The organism is Pseudomonas sp. MDT1-16 (assembly GCF_054898115.1).
Map to the genome: position 1 here is coordinate 5,449,015 of NZ_CM142717.1, position 23,991 is coordinate 5,473,005.

The window sequence follows — 23,991 nt, forward strand, 5'->3', positions numbered from 1 at the left end:
TCGCTCCAGCCCCTTCTCAAGGCCGCTAACAACGCGTTACAGCCCGTCAATTGGGCAAAAAGGGCCTTTTCAGGCCGACAGCGCTTTCATTAGATTCTGCGCACCGAGGATTTTCATCACCCGCTTCAAGTTATAAGCGAGCACGTTCAAACTCATTTCGGCGCTCACCCCGGCTAATCGTCGCGTCAGGAAATGGGTTGCACCCATCCATTGTTTCAGCGTCCCGAAGGGATGCTCGACCGTTCGCTTGCGGATGCTCATCATCTGCGGCGCATTGTCCAGGCGAACCTGCATCTCCTCCAGCACCGCCTCATGCTCCCAGCGACGAACCTTTCGCTCTCTGGCCGGCGTGCATTGCGCTTTTATCGAGCAGGCCCGGCAGTTGGAACTCCAGTAACTGTCCAGCTTCTTGCCTTTATCAACGTAAGAGGAGCGCCAAATCAGCACTTCCTTGGCGGGGCAGATGTACACATTTTTGTCTGCGTCGTAGACGAAAACATCATTGTTGAAGCGTCCATTGAATTTGGCGCGCGAGCTCAGCGTCTTCGGCACATAAGCGGTAATTCCTGCCTCGTGACAGGCTAGGATTTCCCCGCTTTTGAAGTACCCTCGGTCAGCCACCACCGACAACGATTCGAGTTTCATCGCCTCACGGGCCTGCTGGGCCATCGAGCTGAGCTGATCACGGTCGTGACCCACATTGGTCACCTCGTGCGCGACGATCAGATGGTGCTTGGTATCGACCGCCGTCTGCACGTTGTAACCCACGATTCCATTACCGCTCGTCATCATGGAGCGGGCGTCCGGGTCGGTCAGCGAGATCTGTTTGTCCGGCGATGCTTCAAGCTGTATTTCAATCTCCTGAAGCGCCTTCATCTGCTCCTTCAGTTTGGCGATTTTCTCTTCCAAGCCGCCTTTAGGCCCAGAGGGCTTGGGCTCTTCCCGATCAGCCGCATCCAGCGCCGTTAGATAACGGGCAATGCTCGATTCGATTTCTTCCATCCGCCGCTTCAGTTTGGCGCTGGTGAAATTGCGGTCGCGGTGGTTCACCGCCTTGAATTTACTGCCGTCGATGGCGACGAAATTTTCCGAGAAAAGCCCCAACTGCTGACACAGCACAACAAACTGACGGCAGACGCCTCGAATGGCCTTGCCGTTGTCTTTGCGGAAGTTGGCGATGGTCTTGAAATCCGGCATCAAGCGACCGGTAAGCCACATCAGCTCGACGTTACGCTGCGCCTCACGTTCAAGGCGCCGGCTCGACTGGATGCGGTTTAGATAGCCGTAGATGTAGATCTTCAGCATGACTGCGGGGTGGTAAGCGGGTCGGCCAGTTTCAGCAGGGATAGCGCTTTCAAAACCCAAGGTGATCAGGTCGAGCTCGTCGACGAAGACATCGACTACACGCACCGGATTGGTGTCGCTGACGTAATCGTCCAGGCTCTCGGGGAGCAAGGTACTTTGACCTCGGTGTTCGCCTTGGATGAAGCGTTTCATGGGCAACCCTTGCGATGAAATCCTGGGGAATCATAGCAAGGGTTTGCTTGGGTGTTTTGACACACTCTGGGCCGGGGGCGGCTACCGCGGCATCCTTGCCGCGGTGCCCCCTGCGCAACGCCTGCGTTCGGCCTCTGGGAAAGGGGCAGGCAGATCAAGATCAAAAACCAGAGCAAAAGCAAAAGCCAAAGCCAAAGCAAGGTCAACAGCACTCAGCGCTCACCCGCTGATCGTTCCCACTCTCCGCGTCACCATGCGCAGGACTCAAGCCTAACGTAGACAGCGGAACGCGGAGCTTCCCCGGCGGCATTCCTTTGCTGCTTGTGGGAACGATCAGTACACGCAGGTGTTGAGAAAACAGGCCGGCCGGTAGGCCCAGCCACCATGGTCTACATCGATCATCAGGGCCAGACTCATCGCGTGACGTATCAGGTGATGGGTAACTGCATGAGCAATCTGTGATCGCTGCTTCATAGCAACGTCCACGTATAGCTGAGGATCAAACGGTTCTCGTCGATATCACTGCGGTAGTTGGAGCGCGCCATCACGTTGCGCACGCGAATCCCGAGGCCCTTGAGGCTGCCGCTCTGCAGCACATAGCCAAGATCGAGATCACGCTCGCGATCCTTGCCCTCGAACCCTTTGCCGGTATCGACATTGTTGCCGGTGATGTAGCGCACGGTGCTGGTCAGCCCCGGCACGCCGAGGGCCGCGAAATCGTAGTCGTAACGCGCTTGCCAGGAGCGCTCGTCGGTGTAGGCGAACTCGTAGGTCGGCACTTCGTTGCCCAGCGGTGAGATGTTGGCAAACACTCGCGGGAAGGCGCTGTCGCCGAACATACCCTGATAGCCGAGATAAAACGTGTGGCCGCCGCGCTTGGCCGACAGCAACGAGAAGAACGCCTGGTTGTCGATGTTGCCGAGCAATTTTTTGCCGTCTTCGCGCGAATCGTAATAACCAAGGTTGGCGCCCAGGGTCCAGTTGCCCAACGGCTGGCTGTGCTTGAGACCGAGAAAGCGCTGGTTGTAGATATCTTCCAGTTGCCCGAACCAGGCGCTGACCGAGCTGCGTTTATCGTTGAAGGCGTAATCCGCGCCGGCAAAGTTGAAGCCATCACTGCTGACCTGACGCTGCGGTACATGGCCGAGCATGGCTTGCATCTTTTCGTCGCCGGCCTCGTTGCGCAGACTGGTCGAACTCAAGTGACCGCCCTGCACCGTCAGGCCATTGATCTCGTTCGAGCTGATACTTGCGCCCTGATAGCTGGGCGGCAGCAGCCGGATATCGCTGAAGGCCAGTACCGGCAGATTGGGTTGCAGCTCACCCACCTTCAGTTCGGTTTTGGAGTAACGCACCTTCAACGCGCCCTCCAGTCGGCTGTAATCATTCGCCGCACGTCCATCATCCTGCACCGGCAGCAAACCGGTATTGACCCGATCCGGGCTGCTGTCGAGCTTGAGGCCGAGCAGGCCAATGACATCCACACCAAAACCGACGGGGCCTTGGGTGTAACCGGATTTGACGTTGAGAATGAAGCCCTGTGCCCACTCCTCAGCCTTCGACTGTTTGTTAGCGCCGACGATGTCGGAAAAGTCCCGGCTGAAGTAGTAATTGCGCGCTTGCAATGTCGCCGTGGTGTCTTCGATGAAGCCGCCCTCGGCCGCTATCACACCGGCGGAGAAACTCGAGACGACAGCCATGGACAACACTGAACCGGTTGTTGGAAGAATCTGTTTCATCGTTTTTTCTCTTGTTTTTATTGATCGACAGGTTGAAGTGCTTCAGCCGCAGTGGATTCGCTAAGAGGAACGGGACGACGGCCGTTTAACAACACGTGGGTGACCATGCCGAAAATCAGCCCCCAAAAGGCGGCAGACAAACCCAACAACGACATGCCGGACGCGGTGGTCAGAAAGGTCACCAACGCGGCTTCGCGATCACTCGGCACGGCCATTGCGCCGGTCAGCGCCCCGGCAATCGCGGCGAACAGCGCCAGCCCGGCCAGGGCCGCGATCAATTCTTTGGGGAACGCCGAAAACAGTGAAACCAGGGTGGCGCCGAAGATCCCCAGCACCAGGTAACACAACCCGCCCACCACCCCGGCCACATAGCGTTTGCCGGAATCTTCATGGGCTTCGCGCCCGGTACAAATCGCCGCGGTGATTGCCGCCAGGTTCAGCCCGTGACAACCAAACGGAGCCAACAGCGCCGTGCCCAATGCGCTGCTGGCGATGATCGGGCTGGCCGGCGTTTGATATCCGCTGGCACGCAGCACCGCCATGCCGGGAACAAACTGGCCGGTCAGCGCCACCATCACCAGCGGCAAGGCGATATTCAGGGTCGCGCTCAGGCTGAACGCGGGCGTGATCCATACCGGCGTGGCCAAGCCGATCACCAGCGCTTCGCGGTGCAAATCACCGGTGAGAAAGGCGATGGAGCAGCCCACCAGCAACACCATCAGCACCGCATAACGCGGCATCAGCCGCTTGCAGATCAGGTACGTGGCGAACATCGCCAGCACCAGCAGCGGCTTGCCCTGCAACGAGATGAATAACCCGGTGCCGAAGCTGAACAGAATTCCCGCCAGCATCGCTGCCGCAATCGCCGCGGGCAGTTTGCTGATGATCCGGTCAAAAGCCCCCGATACCCCGATCAGAAAGATAATCAGGCTGCTGACCAGATAAGCACCCACCGCCTCCGGCATGGAGATCCCCGGCAACAGCGCCACCAGCAACGCTGAACCCGGCGCCGACCACGCGATGATCACCGGGACGCGGTAACGCAGGCTCAGACCGATGCCGAGTACGGCACTGCCGATGGAAATCGCCCAGACCCAGGACGACAACACCTCCCGTGAAAGGTGCGCGGTCTCGGCGGCCTGAAAGATGATCACCAAAGGGCCCGCGTAGGAAATCACCGTGGCAATAAATCCGGCGACTGCCGCAGACAGGGAAAAGTCCTGGAATAACGTTTTCATGAAATGTCGCCGACAGCCCCGCCAGGCGATCCGTGCAAGCCCGGTAATTCTTGTTTTGCACTGCGCCGATTGCTGATGGCGAACACGGTCATGGCAATCGCGGCCACCGCACCGGGCAAGGCAAACGCCATGAAATTCAGTTGCAGTGGCAGGCTAATCCCGAGTAACGCACCGCCCAGCAGCGGTCCGACGATGGCGCCATTGCGCCCGATGCCCGACGCCCATCCTAAACCAGTGGAGCGAATGGTCATGGAGTAGAACTGCGCGGCGCAGGCGTACAACAGGATCTGCGAGCCGATGGTGGTGGCACCAGCAATGGCGATCAGCAGGTACAACAGCGGCATTGGGCTGTTGAACCCCAGCAAGGTGATCGACACGGCGGCACCGGCGAAGAACACCGCCAACACCCGTGGCAGGTTGAGTTTGTCCCCCAGCACACCGCCGCCGACCGCGCCGAAAATGGCACCGAAATTGAGCACCAGCAGGAACGACAAACTCGAGCCCAGGCTGTAACCGGCGTTGGCCATCAGTTTTGGCAACCAGGAACTCAAGGCGTAGACCATCAGCAAGCAGCAGAAAAACGCCAACCACAACATCAGCGTGCGCAGCGCACGACCCTCGCGGAACAGTTGCAGCACCGGGGTGCCGATGCCCTTCACTTCGCTCATGTGCAACTGATCGCTGGCGCGTGCGACGTAAGCCGGATCAATCCGTTCCAGAATGTTGCGCGCCTCGTTATTGCGCCCCTGACGCAGCATGAAACCCACCGACTCGGGCAGGAAGTACATGATCAACGGCAACAACAGCAACGGCAGTACCGCCACGTAAAACACCGATTGCCAACCAAAACTTGGGATCAGCACGATACCGAGCCCCGCCGAGAGCATCCCGCCCACCGAATAGCCGCTGAACATGATCGCCACCAGCGTGCTGCGGATTTTCTTCGGTGCGTACTCGTTCATCAGCGCCACGACGTTGGGCATCACCCCGCCAATGCCGAGCCCGGCAATGAACCGGCAGAGGCCAAACTCGGTGGGGTTACGGGCAAAACCATTGAGCACGGTAAACCCGCTGAAGAGCATCACGCAGATCGTGATGGCTTTTTTGCGGCCGATCTTGTCCGACAGCGGGCCGAAAAACAGCGCACCGAACATCATTCCGAACAATGCATAACTACCCAGTGCGCCCGCTTGCAGGTGACTGAGCCCCCACTCTTTCATCAGCATCGGCAGCACCACGCCGTAGATCACCAAATCGTAACCGTCGAAGATGATGATCAGGGCACACCAGAACAGCACCCTCCAGTGGAAGCGGTTGAATCGTGCGTTGTCGATAACCTCATGTACGTCAATTTTGCGCATGGCATCTATCTCTTGTTGTTGTTTTTTTAAGAGCGTCGGTAACGCGGCGAACGTCCGTACAGCCGAGGGTAGAGTCGCCAGACACGGGGCAATATCCGCTTTGCGCAGATCGCTATCCGTTTTGTGCATGGCCCTGAAACGAGCGCGGGATGAGGATTGTCGCGGACATGGCGCGCCGCTGATCCGGCAGTTCTGACCTTCTCCGATAAACTGTCTTCTTTGCGATCGCATTTGAACGCTAAGCTTGGGCCTATGGATGACTCAGATTATTTACGCCTGCTGACCATCGCGGCCGAGCAAGCCAACGCGTTCCTGTCCAATGCCCGCAAATGGGAGCGTGAGCGTTGGGTCTGTCAGCGCCTGCTGCAAGGCCTGAACATTCCCTATCGCGCCGACGAATTCGCCCCGGCCGGGGAGCCGCCGGACGTGCTGTTTCGTGACGCCAGTTTCGAAGTGTTTTTCGTACTCGATGAAGGCCGGCGCCTCAACGATGAATGGCGCGATGAGCTGCAACGTCGGCGCAGCGCATTTTCCCTGAGTTCGCTGGTGCGCCGCGAGGCGAAGCCCCGGCGCATTCCGGCCAATGAGTTTTTGTTGAGACTGGCGCCGACCTTGCGCAAAAAAGCCCACAACTACAAAGAACGCGGCATGGACCTGGGGGAACTGGACATCATCGCCTTCGCCAGCCTCAAGCGCGAAGTGCTGGACCTCAACAGCCATTTCCCACCGCCGACCGAATATTTGCGCCAGGGCTGGCGCTCATTGTCGCTGGTCGGTCCGACCTTCGCCCGTGTGCTGTTCGCGCACCCGGATGCCCCGGATTTCCTGCGCAGCAACCTGGGGCGCAGTATAGTTTTCGACGTCGGGATCAGCCTGTGAGTCCGTTGCAGGAGTTGATCGCCGGGTGTTACAAAGTGGAATCATTCGCCTGGACGATACAGTGAGCGTCGAGCCCATTTCGGCCAGCGGCTATGCTCCGTTCAATGCGGGATAACCTCGCTTGTAGCTTCTACACATTTAGCAACGTCTACCCCTGACGAGGCCCAATATGACCAGCCGCCTGAACCCCGACGACCAAAAGCATGTCGAAGAGTACCTGCACCTGTCCCAGCACCGAGTCGAGCGCCGGCCTTTCCGGCCGTGGATGCTCCTGGTGGTGGTGTTGGCAGTGACCATTGGTTTAGGCCTGTTGAGCCGACTTATCAGTTACCTGACGCTATGAGCTGCCTCGCGCTCGCTCGGGTAATTGCACCGATTTCTTTTAGCCTTGCGAGATATCCCCATGACTCATCGTATTGTCATCGTTGGCGGCGGCGCCGGCGGTCTGGAGTTGGCTACCCGTCTGGGTAAGACTCTGGGCAAGCGCGGCACGGCCAGTGTAATGCTGGTCGACGCGAACCTGACCCACATCTGGAAACCGCTGTTGCATGAAGTGGCGGCCGGGTCGCTGAACTCTTCCGAAGACGAACTCAACTATGTTGCCCAAGCGAAATGGAACCACTTCGAGTTCCAGCTGGGGCGCATGAGCGGGCTTGATCGCGCACAGAAGAAAATCCAGTTGGCTGCCACCTACGACGAAGCCGGCGTGGAGCTGGTTCCGGCCCGTGAGCTGGGTTACGACTCGCTGGTGATCGCGGTCGGCAGTACCACCAACGATTTCGGCACTCAGGGCGCGGCGCAACACTGCCTGTTCCTCGACACCCGCAAACAGGCCGAGCGCTTCCATCAGCAATTGCTCAACCACTACCTACGCGCGCACGCCGGGCAGACCGACAAGGTCGAGCAGATCAGCGTGGCCATCGTGGGTGCCGGTGCCACCGGGGTCGAACTGGCCGCCGAACTGCACAACGCTGCCCATGAACTGGCGGCTTACGGCCTGGACCGGATCAAACCGGAAAACATGCACATTACCTTGATCGAAGCCGGGCCACGGGTGCTGCCAGCGCTGCCGGAACGTATCGGCGGGCCGGTGCATAAAACCCTGGAGAAGCTTGGGGTTAACGTCATGACCAATGCGGCGGTGAGTGAAGTGACGGCCGACAGCCTGATTACCGCCGATGGCAAAGTCATCAACGCCAGCCTGAAAGTCTGGGCGGCCGGGATTCGTGCACCGGGGTTCCTCAAGGACATCGATGGTCTGGAGACCAACCGGATCAATCAGCTGCAAGTGCTGCCGACCCTGCAAACCACCCGCGACGAGAACATCTTCGCCTTCGGTGACTGCGCGGCCTGCCCGCAGCCGGGCACTGATCGCAACGTACCGCCGCGCGCCCAGGCTGCGCATCAGCAAGCTTCGTTGCTGGCCAAATCGCTGAAGCTGCGGATCGAGGGCAAGCCTCTGCCTGCGTACAAATACACCGACTACGGCTCGCTGATCTCGCTGTCGCGTTTTTCGGCTGTGGGCAACTTGATGGGCAACCTCACCGGCAGCGTAATGCTCGAAGGCTGGCTGGCGCGGATGTTTTACGTATCGCTGTATCGCATGCACCAGATGGCGCTGTATGGCGCGTTTCGCACAGCGATGCTGATGTTGGGCAGCAAGATCGGGCGCGGGACTGAGCCGCGGCTGAAGCTGCACTGATAGACATTGAGGGTGGGGGTGAGCTTGCCTGCTCCCACTTTTCTGCTCATCGCACCGCCGATCTGTGTCTCACTGTATCTCCCCCCATTGTTTCCCCCTTCGCTTACAAACTCCCCCCTTGCGCGACACAGTAGCGATACACCACGCCCGCTAAATGGCCACACCCGAGCAAGGCACCTCGCCTGCACAGGTTTGTCGCCGCACTTACGTGGCGCCCTTTATCGAACGGTTGTGTCGTGCAACCCAGGAGATTTGAAATGTCCCGTACCACCAAAAACACTATCGGTCTGCTCGGCGCTGTTTTGGCCGGTGGCATGATGTTGTCCGGCTCCGTGTTCGCCTCGCAACCGCTGACTCAGGGCTACTTGCTGGCCTCTGCCGAACAGGTGGTGAAGACCCCTGAAGGCAAATGTGGCGAAGGCAAGTGTGGCGATGCGTCGATGGCAAAAACCGACACTGATGGCGACGGCAAGGTTTCCCGTGCGGAATTTCTGAAAGTCGCGCCAAAGTCCAATTTCGACAAGATCGACACCAACCATGACGGCTTCATCGACGAACAAGAGGCTTACGACAACGTGAAAGCCAACTTCGAAGCCAATGGCAAGAAAATGCCAAAAGGTCTGTTCGAGCACTTGAAAGACCAAGACGGCGCCTAAGTTTCTGAGATCCAAGCCGCGCATTCCTGTCGGGAAGCGCGGCTTTTTTCGTCTGGCGGATTTACACCCGAAAGCGCTGCACCATGCTCTGCAAGGCATTGGCCAGTTGTGATAGCTCATGACGTCAAGGGAATCGCATTTCCAGCAGACAAAAAAAATCCCCGAATCTTTCGATACGAGGATTTTTAATATGGTCGGGGTAAGGGGATTCGAACTCCTGACATCCTGCTCCCAAAGCAGGCGCGCTACCGGACTGCGCTATACCCCGGTAAAAAAAAGGCGACCTTTACAAGTCGCCTTCTTCGATCAGTGCTTTTGGCCTCTGATCTTAAGATCTGATCCCAGCGTTAACTGGTTTCAAAAATGGTGGGTCGTGTGGGATTCGAACCTACGACCAATTGGTTAAAAGCCAACTGCTCTACCAACTGAGCTAACGACCCAAAAATGGTCGGGGTAAGGGGATTCGAACTCCTGACATCCTGCTCCCAAAGCAGGCGCGCTACCGGACTGCGCTATACCCCGGTTTGAAATTGGCTCCGTGACCAGGACTCGAACCTGGGACCCAATGATTAACAGTCATTTGCTCTACCGACTGAGCTATCACGGAACTACATATTTCAATTGACAACTGTGAAGCTTGCTTCACCTCTTCGACCCGTTCGCATCGCTGCGTTCGTGTGTCTGAGGCGCGCTATTCTACAATTTTAAGCACCTCTGTCAACCCCCTAAATTGCTTTCAAGTTAATGATTTGCAACTTATTTCAGATTCCTGCTTGGGGAGCAGAAACCCTTCAGGGCGACTTACTGCGGGGCGCACTTTACAAGCCTTTTCCTTTCAGTTCAACAGCCTGGCGAAAAAAAGGCCTCACAATGCGAGGCCTCGTCAGTTTTGCCGGCGCCCTGGATCAGACGAATACAATTTCGTCGTTTTCCACGACACCTTTTGCGGTGTCGCCGGGCATGAAACGGCCCGACAGAATCAGCTGCGCCAGCGGATTCTCGATCCAGCGCTGGATCGCTCGCTTGAGCGGCCGTGCGCCGTAAACCGGGTCGTAACCTACCGCAATCAGCTTATCCATGGCCTCAGGGCTGAGATCAAGCTTCAGCTCGCGCTCGGTCAGGCGACTGCGCAGACGACCCAACTGAATCTCGGTAATGCCCGCGATCTGATCCCGAGCCAACGGTTCGAAGATCACCACTTCGTCGACCCGGTTGATGAACTCCGGTCGGAAGTGCGTGGAAATCGCATCCATCACCGCCGCACGTTGCGCCTCACGATCACCGACCAGTTCCTGGATCTGTACCGAGCCCAGGTTGGAGGTCATGACAATCACGGTATTTTTGAAATCCACCGTGCGGCCATGACTGTCGGTCAGCCGGCCATCTTCCAGCACTTGCAGCAAGATATTGAAGACGTCCGGGTGGGCCTTCTCGACCTCGTCCAGGAGGATGACCGAATAAGGCTTGCGACGCACCGCCTCGGTCAGGTAACCGCCCTCTTCATAGCCCACGTAGCCTGGTGGCGCGCCGATCAGTCGAGCCACGGAATGTTTCTCCATGAACTCGGACATGTCGATCCGTACCATCGCTTCTTCAGTATCAAAGAGGAACTCGGCCAGTGCCTTGCACAGCTCGGTTTTACCGACACCGGTCGGGCCGAGGAACATGAACGAACCGCTCGGGCGATTCGGATCGGACAACCCGGCACGAGAGCGCCGCACTGCGTTGGAAACGGCAATGACCGCTTCGTCCTGGCCGATCACACGTTGGTGCAACAAGCTTTCCATCTTCATCAGTTTGTCGCGCTCGCCTTCGAGCATTTTCGACACCGGAATACCGGTCCACTTGGACACCACTTCGGCGATCTCTTCTTCGGTCACCTTGCTGCGCAGTAACTGGTTTTCAGTTTTGCCGTGCTGGTCGACCATTTGCAGGCTGCGCTCCAGGTCCGGGATGATCCCGTACTGCAGCTCGGCCATGCGGTTCAAGTCGCCTTTTCGGCGGGCCGCTTCCAGTTCCTGACGGGACTGTTCGATTTTCTGCTGGATCTGCGCAGAACCCTGGACTTCGGCTTTTTCCGCGTTCCAGATTTCTTCCAGGTCCGAATACTCACGCTCGAGACGGACGATTTCTTCCTGGAGTTTTTCCAGACGTTTTATGGCCGCTTCGTCGCTTTCTTTCTTCAGCGCCTGGGATTCCACCTTCAACTGAATCAGGCGGCGCTCAAGACGATCCAAAACTTCCGGTTTGGAATCTATCTCCATACGGATGCGGCTGGCCGCTTCGTCGATCAGGTCGATGGCCTTGTCCGGCAGCTGGCGATCCGTAATGTAGCGGTGACTGAGCTTGGCCGCGGCGATGATCGCGCCGTCGGTGATTGCCACCTTGTGGTGAACCTCGTAACGCTCTTTCAGGCCACGCAAGATAGCGATGGTGTCTTCTTCGCTCGGCTCGTCCACCAAGACTTTCTGGAAACGCCGTTCGAGGGCGGCGTCCTTCTCTATATATTGGCGGTACTCGTTGAGCGTGGTTGCACCGACGCAGTGCAGCTCACCGCGAGCCAACGCCGGTTTGAGCATGTTGCCCGCATCCATCGAGCCTTCGCCCTTACCGGCGCCGACCATGGTGTGCAGTTCGTCGATGAACAGAATGATCTGCCCTTCCTGCTTCGACAGTTCGTTGAGCAGGGATTTGAGGCGCTCTTCGAACTCTCCACGGTATTTGGCACCGGCAATCAACGACCCCATGTCCAGGGACAACAGGCGTTTGCCTTTCAGTCCATCCGGCACTTCACCGTTGATGATGCGCTGGGCCAGGCCTTCGGCGATGGCGGTTTTACCCACGCCAGGTTCACCGATCAGCACCGGGTTGTTCTTGGTACGGCGTTGCAGGACCTGAATGGTCCGGCGAATTTCGTCGTCACGGCCGATCACGGGGTCGAGCTTGCCTTCTTCGGCACGCTTGGTCAGGTCGACGGTGTATTTATCCAGTGCCTGGCGCGACTCTTCGTGGTTGGCGTCATTGACGGCCTCACCACCGCGCAAGTTGTTGATTGCATTTTCCAGGGCTTTCTTGCTGACGCCCTGGCCAAGCAACAATTTGCCGAGCTTGCTGTTCTCGTCCATCGCGGCAAGCAGCACCAGTTCGCTGGAGATAAACTGGTCGCCCTTCTGCTGGGCCAGGCGATCGGCCTGGTTGAGCAGCCGCGCCAGGTCCTGCGACATGTTCACATCGCCGGTCGGGTTCTGGATTTTCGGCAGCTGGTCGAGCTCTTTGGTCAGTTCTTTACGCAAGCTGTTGACGTCGAAACCTACCTGCATCAGCAGGGGTTTGATCGAACCACCCTGCTGCTCAAGCATGGCCTGCATCAAGTGCGCCGGCTCAATGCCGGGATGGTCAAGGCCGACGGCCAGAGATTGGGCGTCGGATAGCGCTAACTGCAATTTGCTGGTTAAACGATCTATACGCATGGGTCACCTTCCTTTTGAGCAGGCCGGACCGATAAAACATCCTGAATGAAGAAACCTGCCAGATACCTCATTAGATGTGGTCGATTCTGGGAGTTTCAAGCGTCGTGACGTTGATGCAGGTCAGCTAAGTCTAGCGGTCGTGCCCTGAGACAGCGCACTACAGCCAGATAAGGGAGGCAAACCGACCGGTGCGAGGACTGCGGCGGTAAGAAAAGAAGCGAGGATCGGTCACGGTGCAGAAACCGCCACCATAGACAGCAGTGACGCCACGAGCGGCCAGCCGTAAACGCGCCAGCTCGTAGATATCAGCCATGAATTTGCCAGCATTCTGACTCGGCACAAAGGCGTTAGCGGCTTCGGGCAATTGCTGTACGAAGGTTTCGCGCACTTCCGGGCCGACTTCAAAGGCTTGCGGGCCAATGGCCGGGCCCAACCAGACGAGCACTTCTTCTGGTTGCACGGCCAGCGTGTCCAGAGTCGCTTCCAGCACACCCGCCGCCAACCCGCGCCAACCGGCATGGGCCGCTGCTACGCGAGTGCCGGCACGGTCGCAAAACAATGCCGGCAGGCAATCAGCGGTCATCGCCGTGCAGGCGATACCGGGCGTTGCGGTCCAGCTGGCATCGGCAGTGGCCACCTGGCTTGGGTCTGCGTGGGCCACGGCGATGCCGTGAACCTGCTTTAACCAGGCCGGTTGAATAGAGAAATGATCGGTGAGGCGACGGCGGTTTTCGACAACGGCTTCGGGGTTGTCGTCGACGTGATCGCCGAGGTTGAGGCTGTCGAACGGCGTCAGGCTGACGCCGCCCGCCCGGGTGGTAACGCAGGCTTTGACCCCGGCCGGCGCTGGCCAGTCAGGAATCAGCCAGTCACTCATCCGATGAACGCCTCGCGGTCTTGCTTGAGCAGCGTCAGCAACCAGACGAAATCGTCCGGCAGTGGCGATTCCCAGCTCATCCGCTTACCGGTCGTCGGGTGATCCAGCTCCAGGAACCGCGCATGCAGTGCCTGACGCGGGAACGCCTTCAACGTTTCGACCATGGTCACACTGGCTGCCGGCGGAATGCGGAAACGACCGCCGTAGGCAGGATCTCCGACCAACGGGAAGTTGATGTGAGCCATGTGCACACGAATCTGGTGCGTACGACCGGTTTCCAGTTTCACCCGCACGTGTGTGTGGGAGCGGAAACGCTCGAGCACGCGGTAATGACTGACGGCTTGCTTGCCACCTTCCATCACGGCCATGCGCTGGCGTTGCTGACCGTGACGACCAATTGGCGCGTTGATCTTGCCGCCGGCCGTCACCACACCGATCACAATGCACTCGTAGATACGGCTGACGCTACGGCTCTGCAATTGCGTGACAAGCTGTGTCTGCGCCTGAATGGTCTTGGCCACCACCATCAGACCGGTGGTGTCCTTGTCCAGGCGGTGCACGATACCGGCGCGCGGCACATTGATGATGTCCGGCACGTGGTGCAGCAAGGCATTGAGCAAGGTGCCATCGGCGTGACCGGCGGCAGGATGCACCACCAGACCCGCGGGTTTGTTGATCACCAGGATGTCGTCGTCTTCATAGACGATGTCCAGTTCGATGTCTTGAGCGATCCATTCGCCCTGAGCTTCCTGCTCGGCAGTGAGCTCAAGAATGGCGCCACCATGAACGATGTCTCGCGGGCGGATAACCGCCCCATCCACAGTCAGGCGGCCGTCTTTGATCCAGGCGGAAAGGCGCGAGCGCGAGTGCTCAGCGAATAATTGTGCGGCGACTTGATCGAGGCGTTGGCCGCCCAATTCGGACGGCACCTCTGCGCGAAGTTCAATTTTATCGGACATGCTCGGACTAGGCGTCGGCACAGCCTTTGGTTTCGGCTGCGCGCTTGTGGTTAAATACGGCGTCTTTTGCCCCGAGGCTATTCAACGGGGCGCTCATCATAACAGGACGGCCCCGCCCAAGACAGCGGCCGTCATAGGGACGCAAGCCGCCATGCAAGTGAAACACCTGCTGCTGATCGCCATCCTCGCATTGACCGCTGCTTGCTCATCGAAGGAAGTCGTAGACGAAAACCTGAGCGAAGTCGAGCTGTACCAGCAGGCTCAGCACGATCTGGACAACAATAGCTACACCGCCGCCACAGCCAAGCTGAAGGCGCTGGAGTCGCGTTATCCGTTCGGTCGCTACGCCGATCAGGCTCAACTCGAGCTCATCTACGCCAACTACAAGAACACCGAGCCTGAAGCGGCCAAGTCCGCCGCCGAGCGCTTCATTCGCCTGCACCCGCAGCACCCGAACGTGGATTACGCGTATTACCTCAAGGGCCTGACTTCGTTCGACCAGGACGTCGGCCTGCTGTCGCGCTTCCTGCCGTTGGACATGACCAAGCGTGACCCGGGTGCCGCTCGCGACTCTTACAACGAGTTCGCCCAGCTGACCAGCCGCTTCCCCAACAGCCGCTACTCGCCGGACGCCAAGCAGCGCATGATCTACCTGCGCAACCTGCTGGCGGCCTACGAGATTCACGTTGCCGACTACTACCTGACCCGTCAGGCCTATGTCGCTGCGGCGAACCGTGGTCGTTATGTGGTGGAAAACTTCCAGGAAACCCCTGCGGTCGGTGACGGTCTGGCGGTGATGACAGAGGCCTACCAGCGTCTGCACCTGGACGAACTGGCTGCCACCAGCCTCGAAACCCTGAAGCTCAACTACCCGAACCATCCAACCCTGGTCGACGGTCAGTTCAAGCCTTCGGTAGACGAAGCCGACAACCGTTCGTGGTTGAGTAAGGCGACCCTGGGCCTGATCGAATCCCGTCCACCGCTGCCGCCGGGAGAAACCCGCGCCAACCAGGACGTGCAGAAGCAGTTCCAGGACGCCAAGGATGCGATTCCGAGCGATCTCAAGCCTAAAGACGAAAATGGCGACGTGATCGAAGAAGAGGAACACGAGTCCGAAGCCAACAACAGCGACCGCTCGTGGTTCAGCTACATGACCTTCGGCGTGTTTGACTGACACGTCGGGCGGTACAAAAAGGAGCCTTTCGAGGTTCCTTTTTTATGGGCTCGATTATTACGCTGTGCGCTGGTCATGTCCTTGGCTAAACTGGCTAATCACTCGTCAAATAGCAGCTCATCATGCTTCGTTTACTGTTCTGGATCGCCCTGATTGCCGTTGCGGTATGGTTCTGGCGCAAGTTCAAGGGATCGTCGACAAATCCCAAGTCCTCCGCAGAGCTGGAAGCAGCCCCTATGGTCCGCTGCGCCCATTGCGGCGTACACCTGCCACGCGACCGCGCGCTGAACCTTCAACAACAGTGGTATTGCAGCCAGGCTCACCTTGAGCAAGGCCCGGGCTCCAGTGATCGCTGAGACGTCCAGTCCTGGCAGCAAACAGGCCCTGCGACTGCTGCGCCTCTATCATCTTTACCGTTTGAGCGTCGGCATCACCCTGGTGCTGTTGATCGCCAGCAACATGGACAACCAGCTGCTGACGGTCGCCAATGACGACCTGCTGCGTAGTGGCAGTTGGTTATATCTGGTGCTGAATATCCTGCTGGTGGTGTTTCTCGAGAACACCCGGCGCCCGGCGCAACTGTTCAGCCTGGCGCTGACCGACGTCCTGCTGCTGTGCGGTCTGTTCTACGCCGCCGGTGGTGTGGCCAGCGCCATCGGCAACCTCTTGATCGTATCGGTAGCCATTAGCAACACTTTGTTGCGAGGGCGCATCGGCCTGTTGATTGCCGCCGTCGGCGCGCTCGGCATCGTGGGGCTGAGCTTCCTCCTGAGTTTCAGCCATCCCGCCACCCCCAATGATTACTTGCAAGCCGGCACGCTCGGCGCCCTGTGTTTTGCTGCGGCATTGCTGGTGCAAGGGCTGATCCGACGCCTGGAAGTCAGCGAAACCCTGGCCGAACAACGGGCCAGCGAAGTCGTCGGTCTCGAAGCCCTCAACGCACTGATCCTGCAACGCATGCGTACCGGCATCCTGGTGCTCGACGACCAGCGGCGGGTTCAACTGGCCAACCACAGCGCCTTGAACCTGTTAGGCAGGGAAAGCCTTGTAGGCCAGTTGATCGACGATGACTCACCCATCCTGGTCGAACGCCTGCAACTGTGGCTCAACAACCCGACGCTGCGCCCCCAGAGCCTGAAAGTCGCCAGCAGTGGCCTGGAGTTGCAACCGAGCTTCATTGCCCTGGACCAAAGCCGACACCACCAGACCCTGGTCTTTCTCGAAGACCTCGCGCAAATCGCCCAACACGCCCAACAACTGAAGCTGGCCGCCCTCGGTCACCTGACCGCCGGTATAGCCCATGAAATCCGCAATCCACTGGGCGCCATTAGTCATGCTGCGCAGCTATTGCAAGAATCAGAGGAACTGAACAGCGCGGATCGACGTCTGACACAGATTATTCAAGACCACTCTCAGCGAATGAATCGGGTAATCGAAAACGTCCTGCAACTGTCCCGTCGCCAGCAAACCGTGGCGCAACGGCTCGATCTGAAGCCGTGGCTGGAACAGTTCGTCAACGAAACCCGCGAGGGGGCGACCGAGCATCAGCAGATTCATCTGCGCATCGGCTCAGGAGACTTCAAAACCCTGATGGACCCCAACCAGCTGCCCCAGATTCTCGACAATTTGTTGCGCAACGCCTGGCGCCATAGCGCCTTGAATCACGACCCGGCGCAGGTCTGGCTCGAATTGTTTGTCGACCCGGATAGCCAGCTGCCGATCCTCGAGGTCCTGGACAATGGCCCCGGCGTGGCACCGGAGCATCAAACGCACTTGTTCGAACCGTTCTTCACCACGAGCACCCAAGGCACTGGCCTGGGGCTTTATCTGTCCCGTGAGCTGTGCGAAAGCAACCAGGCCCGCCTAGACTTCAAACCACGCCAAGGCGGCGGCTGCTTTCGCATCACCTTTGCTCACGGACGGAAACAAAGTTGAACATGAGCCCACGGCAAAAAGTCCTGATCGTCGACGACGAACCGGATATCCGCGAACTCCTGGAAATCACCCTGGGACGGATGAAACTCGACACCTTCAGTGCCCGCAACCTCGGCGAAGCCCAGGCCCTGCTGACGCGGGAGACGTTCGACCTGTGCCTGACCGACATGCGCCTGCCGGACGGCACCGGCCTTGAACTGGTGCAACACATTCAACAACGCTACCCACAAATACCGGTGGCAATGATCACCGCTTACGGCAACCTGGAAACCGCGATCAACGCCCTCAAGGCTGGCGCCTTTGACTTCCTGACCAAACCGGTGGACCTCACCCGCCTTCGGGAGCTGGTCAGCAGCGCGCTGCGTTTGCCTGCGTCAGGCGGCACCGGCACCGCCATCGATCGCCGGCTGCTGGGTGACTCACTGCCCATGCGTGCCCTGCGCAAACACATCGACAAACTGGCCCGCAGCCAGGCGCCGGTGTACATCAGCGGCGAATCCGGCAGTGGTAAGGAATTGGTCGCGCGACTGATCCACGAGCAAGGACCGCGCGCCAGCCAACCGTTTATTCCGATCAACTGCGGGGCGATTCCGTCTGAATTGATGGAGAGCGAATTTTTCGGCCATCGCAAAGGCAGCTTCAGCGGTGCCATCGAAGACAAACCCGGACTGTTCCAGGCCGCCCATGGCGGCACCTTGTTCCTCGACGAAGTGGCGGATTTGCCGCTGGCGATGCAGGTCAAGCTGCTACGGGCCATACAGGAAAAAGCCGTTCGCGGTGTCGGCGAGCAGCAGGAAACCGTGGTCGATGTGCGGATCCTTTGCGCCACCCACAAAGACCTCGACGCCGAAGTCGCCGCCGAACGCTTTCGCCAGGATTTGTACTACCGGTTGAACGTGATCGAACTACGGGTGCCGCCCTTGCGCGAACGCCGTGACGACATCGAATCGCTCGCCAGCCATGTGCTCAAACGCCTGGCCATCAGCACCGACCAACCCGCCGCGAAACTCCACCCGGATGCCCTCGACGCACTGAAAAGTTATCGCTTCCCCGGCAACGTGCGGGAACTGGAGAACGTGCTCGAACGGGCTCACACCTTGTGCGAAAACAAGCAGATCGAAGCCAGCGACCTGCGGCTGGCCGAAGGCAACTGCAACCCGGAAGGTGGAGTGCCGGACCTGACGCAGATCGACAACCTGGAAGACTACCTGGAAAACGTCGAACGCAAACTGATCCTCCAGGCCCTGGAAGAAACCCGCTGGAACCGCACGGCGGCTGCTCAGCGGTTGAATCTTTCATTCAGGTCGATGCGCTACAGGCTCAAAAAACTGGGACTCGATTGAGTCTCAGATCCTTCCAACCGGCGCATACGGTGCCGGATCAATGATCGGCTCACGCCCCAGCATCACATCCGCAAACAACTGACACGACGCCGGCGCCAGCACCAAGCCGTTACGGTAATGCCCGCAGTTGAGCCAAAGCCCTTCGAACCCCGGCACCCGACCGATGTAGGGAATGCCTTCCGGCGAGCTCGGTCGCAACCCGGCCCAGTGCCCCACGACCTCGGCATCCGCCAGTGCCGGAATCAACTCCACCGCCGATACCTTCAAACTCTCCAGGGCCGCTTCGGTCGGTGTCTTGTCGAAGCCTTCGTGTTCCAACGTACTGCCAATCAGAATGTGCCCATCGCGCCGAGGAATCGCATAACGCCCCTTGGCCAGAACCATGCTCGGCAGGAAATCCGCGGCGCATTTGTAGAGAATCATCTGCCCTTTCACCGGCTCGACCGGGAGGTCCAGGCCCAGGCATTTGAGTAAATCACCGCTCCAGGCACCCGCGGTCAGTACCACCTGATCGCCATGGATAGCACCCGCGGAGGTCTGCACCCCAACGACCGAAGCGCCTTCACGGATAAACCCGCTGACTTCGCACTGCTCATGAATCGTCACGTTCGGCAGCGCCAACAACGCAGCCTTGAGCGATTTGACTAGCCGCGGATTACGCACATTGGCCACATCGGCCATGTAGATTGCCCGCGAAAAACCCGCACCCAATCCCGGCACGGCATCATGTGCCGCCGAGATATCCACAGCCCGCAGCGGACGGTTTTCCCGCTCGGCCCAGGCCAACGCCTCGGCCTCATCATCCAGGTCCAGCCAATACAACCCGGTGGTATGCACCTCGGGATCAACGCCGGTTGCTGCGAACAACCGCTCACCCAACTGCGGATAAAAGTCTTGGGACCAGTGAGCCAACGCGGTGACCGCCGGGCTGTAGCGCCACGGGTAAAGCGGCGAAACGATACCGCCGCCGGCCCAGGACGATTCCTGACCAACGTTCGAGCGATCCAGCAGCATGACGCTTTGCACTTCGGACGCGAGGTTGAACGCTGTCAGCAGGCCAATCACTCCGCCGCCGACAATCACCACTTGCTGTTGCCTGGTCATGTTCTGATCCAACCGTTAAATAGACAGAGGGACGCAAAAGGCGCCCGAAAAAGGAACTCAGCGACCCCAGCAATCCTTGGTCGTGGCCGTTGCATTGACCATGCTTCTGACACCGGTGTTGGTGATGGTGAAATCCCCACACTGGTCCGTCGCCATGGCTTTGCCAGCCTTGCGAACTGCCGTCAGCAGGAAGGTCTGATCGGTCAGGGTCTGGGTAATGGTGTAAAAGTCATTGCCGGCGCTCAGGCCTGCGGCGCCTGTGTAGACATTACTCTTTGAGTAAAACCGCTCGAGAATTTGCGCCTGCTCGGAGAGCAGACCCGCGACTTCAGTCCTACGCCCCTTTTTCACGTATTCGGTGAGGCTCGGGTAGCCAATGGTGATGACGATCCCGATGATCGCAATCACGATCATGATTTCGATCAGGGTAAAACCTCGGTTGGATCTGCGCATGCCTCAACTCTCACTTACTGAATTTGTCGCCACATGATGCGACGGTTGACACCACCGCCGGGCTTTTCCACCAGCGAGTTCACGCCGCCACCGGAGTCGCTCACGATCTTGCGGGACGCATTGTTGACGATCGCGTTGAGCGTCGGAATACCACCGGTGAAAATCACCCCGCTGGAAATCGAATCCTTGATGTCGACCAGCCCGTCGCCATTGGTGTCGAGCACCGCGTAGTTGAGCATCTTACCGCTGAATGCATCCAGCTCGACCAGTTTGCCGGTACCGGAACTGGCGCAAGGATCGGTGGTGTCCACGCTGGCCGTGGTAAACACTATCCGGCCGGACACCAGATTGGCCTGATTGATCACCCGCTCACCGGTCAACACGTTGTTGTAAACCAATGGCAGATACCAGCCCTTCTCTGCCGGATAGGTCACCTCGTTCCGGCTGGTGGTGATGAATTGTCCGTTGCTGCCCGAGAACACACCGGTCACCGCTTGGGCCTGCAAGCTGGACGTTGTGATTTGCCCGGAGCCACCTTCCGCATCCCACACTGCATAGAACGCCTGGAGGTCTTTGTTGGTCTTGTCGGCCGTCTCGTTGAATTTACCGGTGCCGAAAAACACTTCCTTCCCTCCCAACGGATTGTCCGCCAGCAATGGTTGCGCGGTGATCGGCTGGGTGACGCCACCCGCGGTGGTAAACAGCGGTTTGCGGGAAAACGCCAGGTCCCACGATTCCGGGGCGGTAGCGCTCAAATCAAACTTCCACAGCCGCCCCTTCAAATCGCCGCCATAAGCGGCCTGCACCACATTCTGCGAGTTGACCCGAAGTTTTACCGATGACAAACCGTTGGTAGTTTCGGCGCCGTCGACCACTATTTTCTTGATCAGCGAGCCGTCACGAATGTCGACCACGTACAACGCTGCCACCCCGGAGTTGCTGCCATAACCGTTGGAGATGAATGCGGCCCATCGCCCATCTGCCAAGCGTGCCACTTCCGGTCGTGCGTAGGCATAACCCAGATCATTGAAAACGTTCGCCGTATTTGCAGTGGCCGGCACACTGATTTCCCACACCGCCTTGATCACGTTGCCTGCCGAGGCGTCGAACAACTGCAACGCGTAGAAGGTCCTGCCCCCCGCCCCTGTTCCACCCAATGCCAGGGTCTTCCAGGCGCTGTTGAGTTGCGCATCGAATACCGCAACCTGACCGTCAACCAGAAACTTGTGGCTGACGCCGTTGATGTAATTGGTGTCGGCGATCAAACGCAACGAAGGCAACACACTGGAAGGCATGTAGGCATAACGCCTTGCACCGTTGGCCGAGTTGACGACGTTCACAAAACCGTCGTTGGCGTTCACCACCAGGCTGGCATTCATGTTGGCGGCTTTGGTGGCCAGGTAGGTGCTGTAGGTAGTATCCCCCACCAGATCGGACGCGGTTTGGTCGGTGGGCGCGGCCAGCACGAGTGGCGAATTGATAATGTCGCCGAGCAACACGCTACGCGCTTTCAACCCGGTTTTGTTGGTGCCCTTGCTCCACTCCACCAGATCGCTGCCCGTGATCCCGATGGGCAAGTTCAGGCTGAGGAAAGCCTGCTGGACCGGGGAAAAATTGCCGAAGGCCAGAGTGACGGCGGCGTTGGTCAGGGTGTTCCAGGACTGGTAGGTCGGCGCAGTAGCACCGGGCACGATAGTGGTATCGGTCGTCCATAGAACCGCGGCCGTGTTAACCGCACCCGCCGATGTGAAGCCAAGGGATTTGATGGTGCCCCGCCAGTCCTTGGGGTCGTAGGTGGTCTGGAAGTAGGTTGAGTTGCTGGCAAGAGTGGTGCCGCTGGCAACGCCGCTGCCACCTGAGCCGGCCTTGGCGGTGAGGTCGCTCAAGGCTGCAGTCAGTGCACTGATGAGTTCCGCGCTATCGCTCGCCTGGTAGTATTGGCCCTGTCCGTAGGTCGCCGCATCCGACAACATCTGGTTAGCGACGGCGAAACCCACGGTGTAGGTGTTCATGTTCTGCTTGGAAAAATCCACCTCGTTCCAGCTTTTACCCGCGGCATCTGTCCCTGTGGAGCGCATGTCGATGTCGAAGGCGAACTTGGCGATGTCATCCAGGTACAGGGTGTCGCCCTCATCGTCGCCGGAGAGGTTGGCGCCATCGTTATTGCTGATCCCGTCCCAGTTCGGTAACCCGCTGCCACCCAGCGGATCGTTGGTCGGAAAGGTTCGGTCGTAGGTCGGCAGACCATCGGTAATCACCACCCCGTAATTTTTCTGGCAACGGTACTGAATCGGACTGGTATAGGTGGTGGGCGTCGAGTTGTTGTATGGCGCCATGCCACGGAAATAGCGGGTGATTTCGTAATAGGCTTCTGCCAGCGGTGTATTGGCTTCCGCGCTCAGTTCATCGATCGCGTCGATCAGTGCGTTGTAGTTGGTATTGGCCTGAGCCTGGGTCACGGTGCCGCTGACCGCTGACATATCACTGACCGAACGGGCAATGTAACCGCCGTCATTCTTGTGGTTGCCGACTGCCAGATTGAACGTCGACAGGCCGATGCGCAGCGCGCGGTTGCCAGCCACCAACATCTTGGAAACGTTGCGCGCCACGTTCATCCGGTAATCATTGGGGATCGAGCCATCAGTGAAATCCCGATCTGAATTGTTGGCCAGGCTTTTCAGATAGGACAAGTAATTTGCCGTATACCGCGTGTCCTCGCTCCCCACCGGATCGGGAAGTTTGAGGCAAAGCGAATCCGGACCGGAAGAGCTGTTGTTATAAAAACCGTACCATCCTTTCGAACATTTTCCTCGAGTCAAACTCGACAAAGCAATATTGGTATCGGTCATGTCAAGCTCGCGGCCTTTCGAGCACGAACCATTCGAGAGGCAAATAGTCACCGAGGGGCGTGCGACCGTCGGGTCGAAGCCTGCCGCCCAGATAATGTTGTTCATACTCCCCGAGTCGTCGAGTAACAGCATCACATTGGGTGCGACGGCGGCGGCGCTCAACAGCGGCGAATCCGAGGGCGTGAAGGCGTAAGCCGGCGCTGCCAGATAAAGACTCAACGCCGCGCCGTAGAGCAGCTGCAACAACCAACGGCGCCAGCCTGTGCGGGCCTCAGTACTTCGCATAGATACTCTCCACCACACTGCGCGAGTTGCCTACGATGCCCACAGCGGTCACCCGGTACAGCGTTGCCGACGTGTTGCTCGGCACGTTCACGGCGTTCAGCGTGGTGCCAATGTTCTGCACCCCATAAAAGCCGTTGCCGGAGGCGATCCAGGTCACCCCCGAGGTGGAATTGAACCCGGCGGCGGTGAGGGCCGACGCCTCGGCCGGCGGCGCGCATTGGCTGGTGCCGCTGCAAACCGGCAGTGCGTAGGTATCCAGTTGGACCGCGCTTTCGCCGATGCGCAGCGCGGCTTCGGCGCCCTGGAACGACTGATTGCGCAGGGTCACACTGGCGGCCATTTTTTCCTGCAGGGTGGCGTTTTGCATCGATGAAAGGCCGATCAGTGTCAGCAACAGAAGAAACACCAGGCTGACCAGCAGCGCCATGCCGCGCTGGGAGTGAGGGGTCTTGGAAGAAATACTCATCGGC

General features: G+C 58.8%; 19 protein-coding genes, 4 tRNA genes and 2 pseudogenes. 10 read left to right on the plus strand and 15 right to left on the minus strand.

The annotated features are described in order from the left end of the window. Positions 1-69 precede the first annotated feature (69 nt). Complete coding sequence (locus ACYZT3_RS25165) at positions 70-1,497, minus strand: IS1182 family transposase (protein ID WP_282383490.1); 1,428 nt, start codon at positions 1,495-1,497, stop codon at positions 70-72. A gap of 369 nt (positions 1,498-1,866) precedes the next feature. Between ACYZT3_RS25165 and ACYZT3_RS25170 the strand changes: the two are divergent. Beyond that, positions 1,867-1,959: pseudogene (locus tag ACYZT3_RS25170) on the plus strand (DUF2790 domain-containing protein); the annotation flags it as partial. 8 nt (positions 1,960-1,967) lie between these two features. On the opposite strand, the gene ACYZT3_RS25175 reads toward ACYZT3_RS25170, so the two are convergent. Genes ACYZT3_RS25175 through ACYZT3_RS25185 form a run of 3 tightly spaced genes read right to left on the minus strand, consistent with a single transcriptional unit; the run spans position 1,968 to position 5,835 of the window. Next, complete coding sequence (locus tag ACYZT3_RS25175; protein ID WP_462030976.1) at positions 1,968-3,236, minus strand: OprD family porin; 1,269 nt, start codon at positions 3,234-3,236, stop codon at positions 1,968-1,970. Positions 3,237-3,253: 17 nt separating this feature from the next. After that, positions 3,254-4,474 carry a benzoate/H(+) symporter BenE family transporter gene (locus ACYZT3_RS25180; protein ID WP_462030977.1) on the minus strand — a complete coding sequence of 407 codons (1,221 nt, stop codon included), beginning with the start codon at positions 4,472-4,474 and terminating at the stop codon, positions 3,254-3,256. After that, the gene (locus tag ACYZT3_RS25185; protein WP_462030978.1) at positions 4,471-5,835 is read right to left on the minus strand and encodes an aromatic acid/H+ symport family MFS transporter; all 1,365 of its coding nucleotides are present in this window, start codon (positions 5,833-5,835) and stop codon (positions 4,471-4,473) included. Before ACYZT3_RS25185 ends, ACYZT3_RS25180 begins: the two co-directional genes overlap by 4 nt. A gap of 252 nt (positions 5,836-6,087) precedes the next feature. Between ACYZT3_RS25185 and ACYZT3_RS25190 the strand changes: the two genes are divergently transcribed. The 5 genes and pseudogenes from ACYZT3_RS25190 (at position 6,088) to ACYZT3_RS25210 (ending at position 9,072) form a co-directional block, all read left to right on the plus strand. Further along, positions 6,088-6,714 (plus strand): DUF1780 domain-containing protein, encoded by a 627-nt coding sequence (locus tag ACYZT3_RS25190; protein ID WP_008154887.1) that lies wholly within the window; start codon positions 6,088-6,090, stop codon positions 6,712-6,714. A gap of 10 nt (positions 6,715-6,724) precedes the next feature. After that, positions 6,725-6,829: pseudogene (locus tag ACYZT3_RS25195) on the plus strand (MOSC domain-containing protein); the annotation flags it as partial. 54 nt (positions 6,830-6,883) lie between these two features. Then, on the plus strand, positions 6,884-7,057 hold the full coding sequence (locus tag ACYZT3_RS25200) for a DUF3094 domain-containing protein (RefSeq protein WP_032830895.1): 174 nt from the start codon (positions 6,884-6,886) through the stop codon (positions 7,055-7,057). Positions 7,058-7,117: 60 nt separating this feature from the next. Then, positions 7,118-8,416, plus strand: coding sequence for an NAD(P)/FAD-dependent oxidoreductase (locus tag ACYZT3_RS25205; protein ID WP_095130590.1), 1,299 nt, complete (start codon positions 7,118-7,120; stop codon positions 8,414-8,416). A gap of 257 nt (positions 8,417-8,673) precedes the next feature. Further along, entirely contained in the window at positions 8,674-9,072 is a 399-nt protein-coding gene (locus tag ACYZT3_RS25210) for an HvfA family oxazolone/thioamide-modified RiPP metallophore (protein ID WP_282381121.1), read from the plus strand. Positions 9,073-9,263: 191 nt separating this feature from the next. Here ACYZT3_RS25210 and ACYZT3_RS25215 read toward each other — a convergent pair. The 7 genes from ACYZT3_RS25215 to rluD form a co-directional block, all read right to left on the minus strand. After that, a tRNA-Pro gene (locus tag ACYZT3_RS25215) sits at positions 9,264-9,340 on the minus strand. A 96-nt stretch (positions 9,341-9,436) separates the two neighbouring features. Next, positions 9,437-9,512 (minus strand) — tRNA-Lys (locus tag ACYZT3_RS25220). Between the two features lie 5 nt (positions 9,513-9,517). Continuing rightward, positions 9,518-9,594, minus strand: a tRNA-Pro gene (locus tag ACYZT3_RS25225). 9 nt (positions 9,595-9,603) lie between these two features. After that, positions 9,604-9,679, minus strand: a tRNA-Asn gene (locus ACYZT3_RS25230). 298 nt (positions 9,680-9,977) lie between these two features. Continuing rightward, the gene (clpB, locus tag ACYZT3_RS25235; RefSeq protein ID WP_095130594.1) at positions 9,978-12,542 is read right to left on the minus strand and encodes an ATP-dependent chaperone ClpB; all 2,565 of its coding nucleotides are present in this window, start codon (positions 12,540-12,542) and stop codon (positions 9,978-9,980) included. A 157-nt stretch (positions 12,543-12,699) separates the two neighbouring features. Further along, positions 12,700-13,419 carry a peptidoglycan editing factor PgeF gene (gene pgeF, locus ACYZT3_RS25240; RefSeq protein WP_282381116.1) on the minus strand — a complete coding sequence of 240 codons (720 nt, stop codon included), beginning with the start codon at positions 13,417-13,419 and terminating at the stop codon, positions 12,700-12,702. Then, the gene (gene rluD, locus ACYZT3_RS25245) at positions 13,416-14,378 is read right to left on the minus strand and encodes a 23S rRNA pseudouridine(1911/1915/1917) synthase RluD (protein ID WP_282381114.1); all 963 of its coding nucleotides are present in this window, start codon (positions 14,376-14,378) and stop codon (positions 13,416-13,418) included. Before rluD ends, pgeF begins: the two co-directional genes overlap by 4 nt. Before the next feature lie 151 nt (positions 14,379-14,529). Between rluD and ACYZT3_RS25250 the strand changes: the two genes are divergently transcribed. From ACYZT3_RS25250 to ACYZT3_RS25265, 4 genes are all read left to right on the plus strand, one after another. Next, entirely contained in the window at positions 14,530-15,552 is a 1,023-nt protein-coding gene (locus ACYZT3_RS25250; protein ID WP_282381112.1) for an outer membrane protein assembly factor BamD, read from the plus strand. A gap of 122 nt (positions 15,553-15,674) precedes the next feature. Beyond that, positions 15,675-15,908 carry a PP0621 family protein gene (locus ACYZT3_RS25255; RefSeq protein ID WP_282381110.1) on the plus strand — a complete coding sequence of 78 codons (234 nt, stop codon included), beginning with the start codon at positions 15,675-15,677 and terminating at the stop codon, positions 15,906-15,908. Then, positions 15,898-17,487 carry a sensor histidine kinase gene (locus ACYZT3_RS25260; RefSeq protein WP_462032424.1) on the plus strand — a complete coding sequence of 530 codons (1,590 nt, stop codon included), beginning with the start codon at positions 15,898-15,900 and terminating at the stop codon, positions 17,485-17,487. Before ACYZT3_RS25255 ends, ACYZT3_RS25260 begins: the two co-directional genes overlap by 11 nt. Positions 17,488-17,489: 2 nt before the next feature. Beyond that, positions 17,490-18,830 (plus strand): sigma-54-dependent transcriptional regulator, encoded by a 1,341-nt coding sequence (locus tag ACYZT3_RS25265; RefSeq protein ID WP_462030979.1) that lies wholly within the window; start codon positions 17,490-17,492, stop codon positions 18,828-18,830. Positions 18,831-18,833: 3 nt separating this feature from the next. Here ACYZT3_RS25265 and thiO read toward each other — a convergent pair whose 3' ends face one another. The 4 genes from thiO to ACYZT3_RS25285 are packed head-to-tail and all read right to left on the minus strand — an operon-like array spanning position 18,834 to position 23,987. Further along, on the minus strand, positions 18,834-19,934 hold the full coding sequence (gene thiO / locus ACYZT3_RS25270; protein WP_282381104.1) for a glycine oxidase ThiO: 1,101 nt from the start codon (positions 19,932-19,934) through the stop codon (positions 18,834-18,836). 57 nt (positions 19,935-19,991) lie between these two features. Then, positions 19,992-20,387 (minus strand): type IV pilin protein, encoded by a 396-nt coding sequence (locus ACYZT3_RS25275; RefSeq protein WP_282381102.1) that lies wholly within the window; start codon positions 20,385-20,387, stop codon positions 19,992-19,994. A 14-nt stretch (positions 20,388-20,401) separates the two neighbouring features. Further along, positions 20,402-23,521, minus strand: a complete 3,120-nt coding sequence (locus ACYZT3_RS25280; protein ID WP_462030980.1) for a pilus assembly protein — start codon at positions 23,519-23,521, stop codon at positions 20,402-20,404. After that, on the minus strand, positions 23,508-23,987 hold the full coding sequence (locus ACYZT3_RS25285) for a pilus assembly PilX family protein (RefSeq protein ID WP_282381098.1): 480 nt from the start codon (positions 23,985-23,987) through the stop codon (positions 23,508-23,510). Before ACYZT3_RS25285 ends, ACYZT3_RS25280 begins: the two co-directional genes overlap by 14 nt. Positions 23,988-23,991 lie beyond the last annotated feature (4 nt).

Excerpts from the sequence above, each read along its gene's own strand:
- ACYZT3_RS25165 (WP_282383490.1), bottom strand. The coding sequence starts at position 1,497 with ATGAAACGCTTCATCCAAGGCGAACACCGAGGTCAAAGTACCTTGCTC.
- ACYZT3_RS25175 (WP_462030976.1), bottom strand. The coding sequence starts at position 3,236 with ATGAAACAGATTCTTCCAACAACCGGTTCAGTGTTGTCCATGGCTGTC.
- ACYZT3_RS25180 (WP_462030977.1), bottom strand. The coding sequence starts at position 4,474 with ATGAAAACGTTATTCCAGGACTTTTCCCTGTCTGCGGCAGTCGCCGGA.
- ACYZT3_RS25185 (WP_462030978.1), bottom strand. The coding sequence starts at position 5,835 with ATGCGCAAAATTGACGTACATGAGGTTATCGACAACGCACGATTCAAC.
- ACYZT3_RS25190 (WP_008154887.1), top strand. The coding sequence starts at position 6,088 with ATGGATGACTCAGATTATTTACGCCTGCTGACCATCGCGGCCGAGCAA.
- ACYZT3_RS25200 (WP_032830895.1), top strand. The coding sequence starts at position 6,884 with ATGACCAGCCGCCTGAACCCCGACGACCAAAAGCATGTCGAAGAGTAC.
- ACYZT3_RS25205 (WP_095130590.1), top strand. The coding sequence starts at position 7,118 with ATGACTCATCGTATTGTCATCGTTGGCGGCGGCGCCGGCGGTCTGGAG.
- ACYZT3_RS25210 (WP_282381121.1), top strand. The coding sequence starts at position 8,674 with ATGTCCCGTACCACCAAAAACACTATCGGTCTGCTCGGCGCTGTTTTG.
- clpB (WP_095130594.1), bottom strand. The coding sequence starts at position 12,542 with ATGCGTATAGATCGTTTAACCAGCAAATTGCAGTTAGCGCTATCCGAC.
- pgeF (WP_282381116.1), bottom strand. The coding sequence starts at position 13,419 with ATGAGTGACTGGCTGATTCCTGACTGGCCAGCGCCGGCCGGGGTCAAA.
- rluD (WP_282381114.1), bottom strand. The coding sequence starts at position 14,378 with ATGTCCGATAAAATTGAACTTCGCGCAGAGGTGCCGTCCGAATTGGGC.
- ACYZT3_RS25250 (WP_282381112.1), top strand. The coding sequence starts at position 14,530 with ATGCAAGTGAAACACCTGCTGCTGATCGCCATCCTCGCATTGACCGCT.
- ACYZT3_RS25255 (WP_282381110.1), top strand. The coding sequence starts at position 15,675 with ATGCTTCGTTTACTGTTCTGGATCGCCCTGATTGCCGTTGCGGTATGG.
- ACYZT3_RS25265 (WP_462030979.1), top strand. The coding sequence starts at position 17,490 with ATGAGCCCACGGCAAAAAGTCCTGATCGTCGACGACGAACCGGATATC.
- thiO (WP_282381104.1), bottom strand. The coding sequence starts at position 19,934 with ATGACCAGGCAACAGCAAGTGGTGATTGTCGGCGGCGGAGTGATTGGC.
- ACYZT3_RS25275 (WP_282381102.1), bottom strand. The coding sequence starts at position 20,387 with ATGCGCAGATCCAACCGAGGTTTTACCCTGATCGAAATCATGATCGTG.
- ACYZT3_RS25280 (WP_462030980.1), bottom strand. The coding sequence starts at position 23,521 with ATGCGAAGTACTGAGGCCCGCACAGGCTGGCGCCGTTGGTTGTTGCAG.
- ACYZT3_RS25285 (WP_282381098.1), bottom strand. The coding sequence starts at position 23,987 with ATGAGTATTTCTTCCAAGACCCCTCACTCCCAGCGCGGCATGGCGCTG.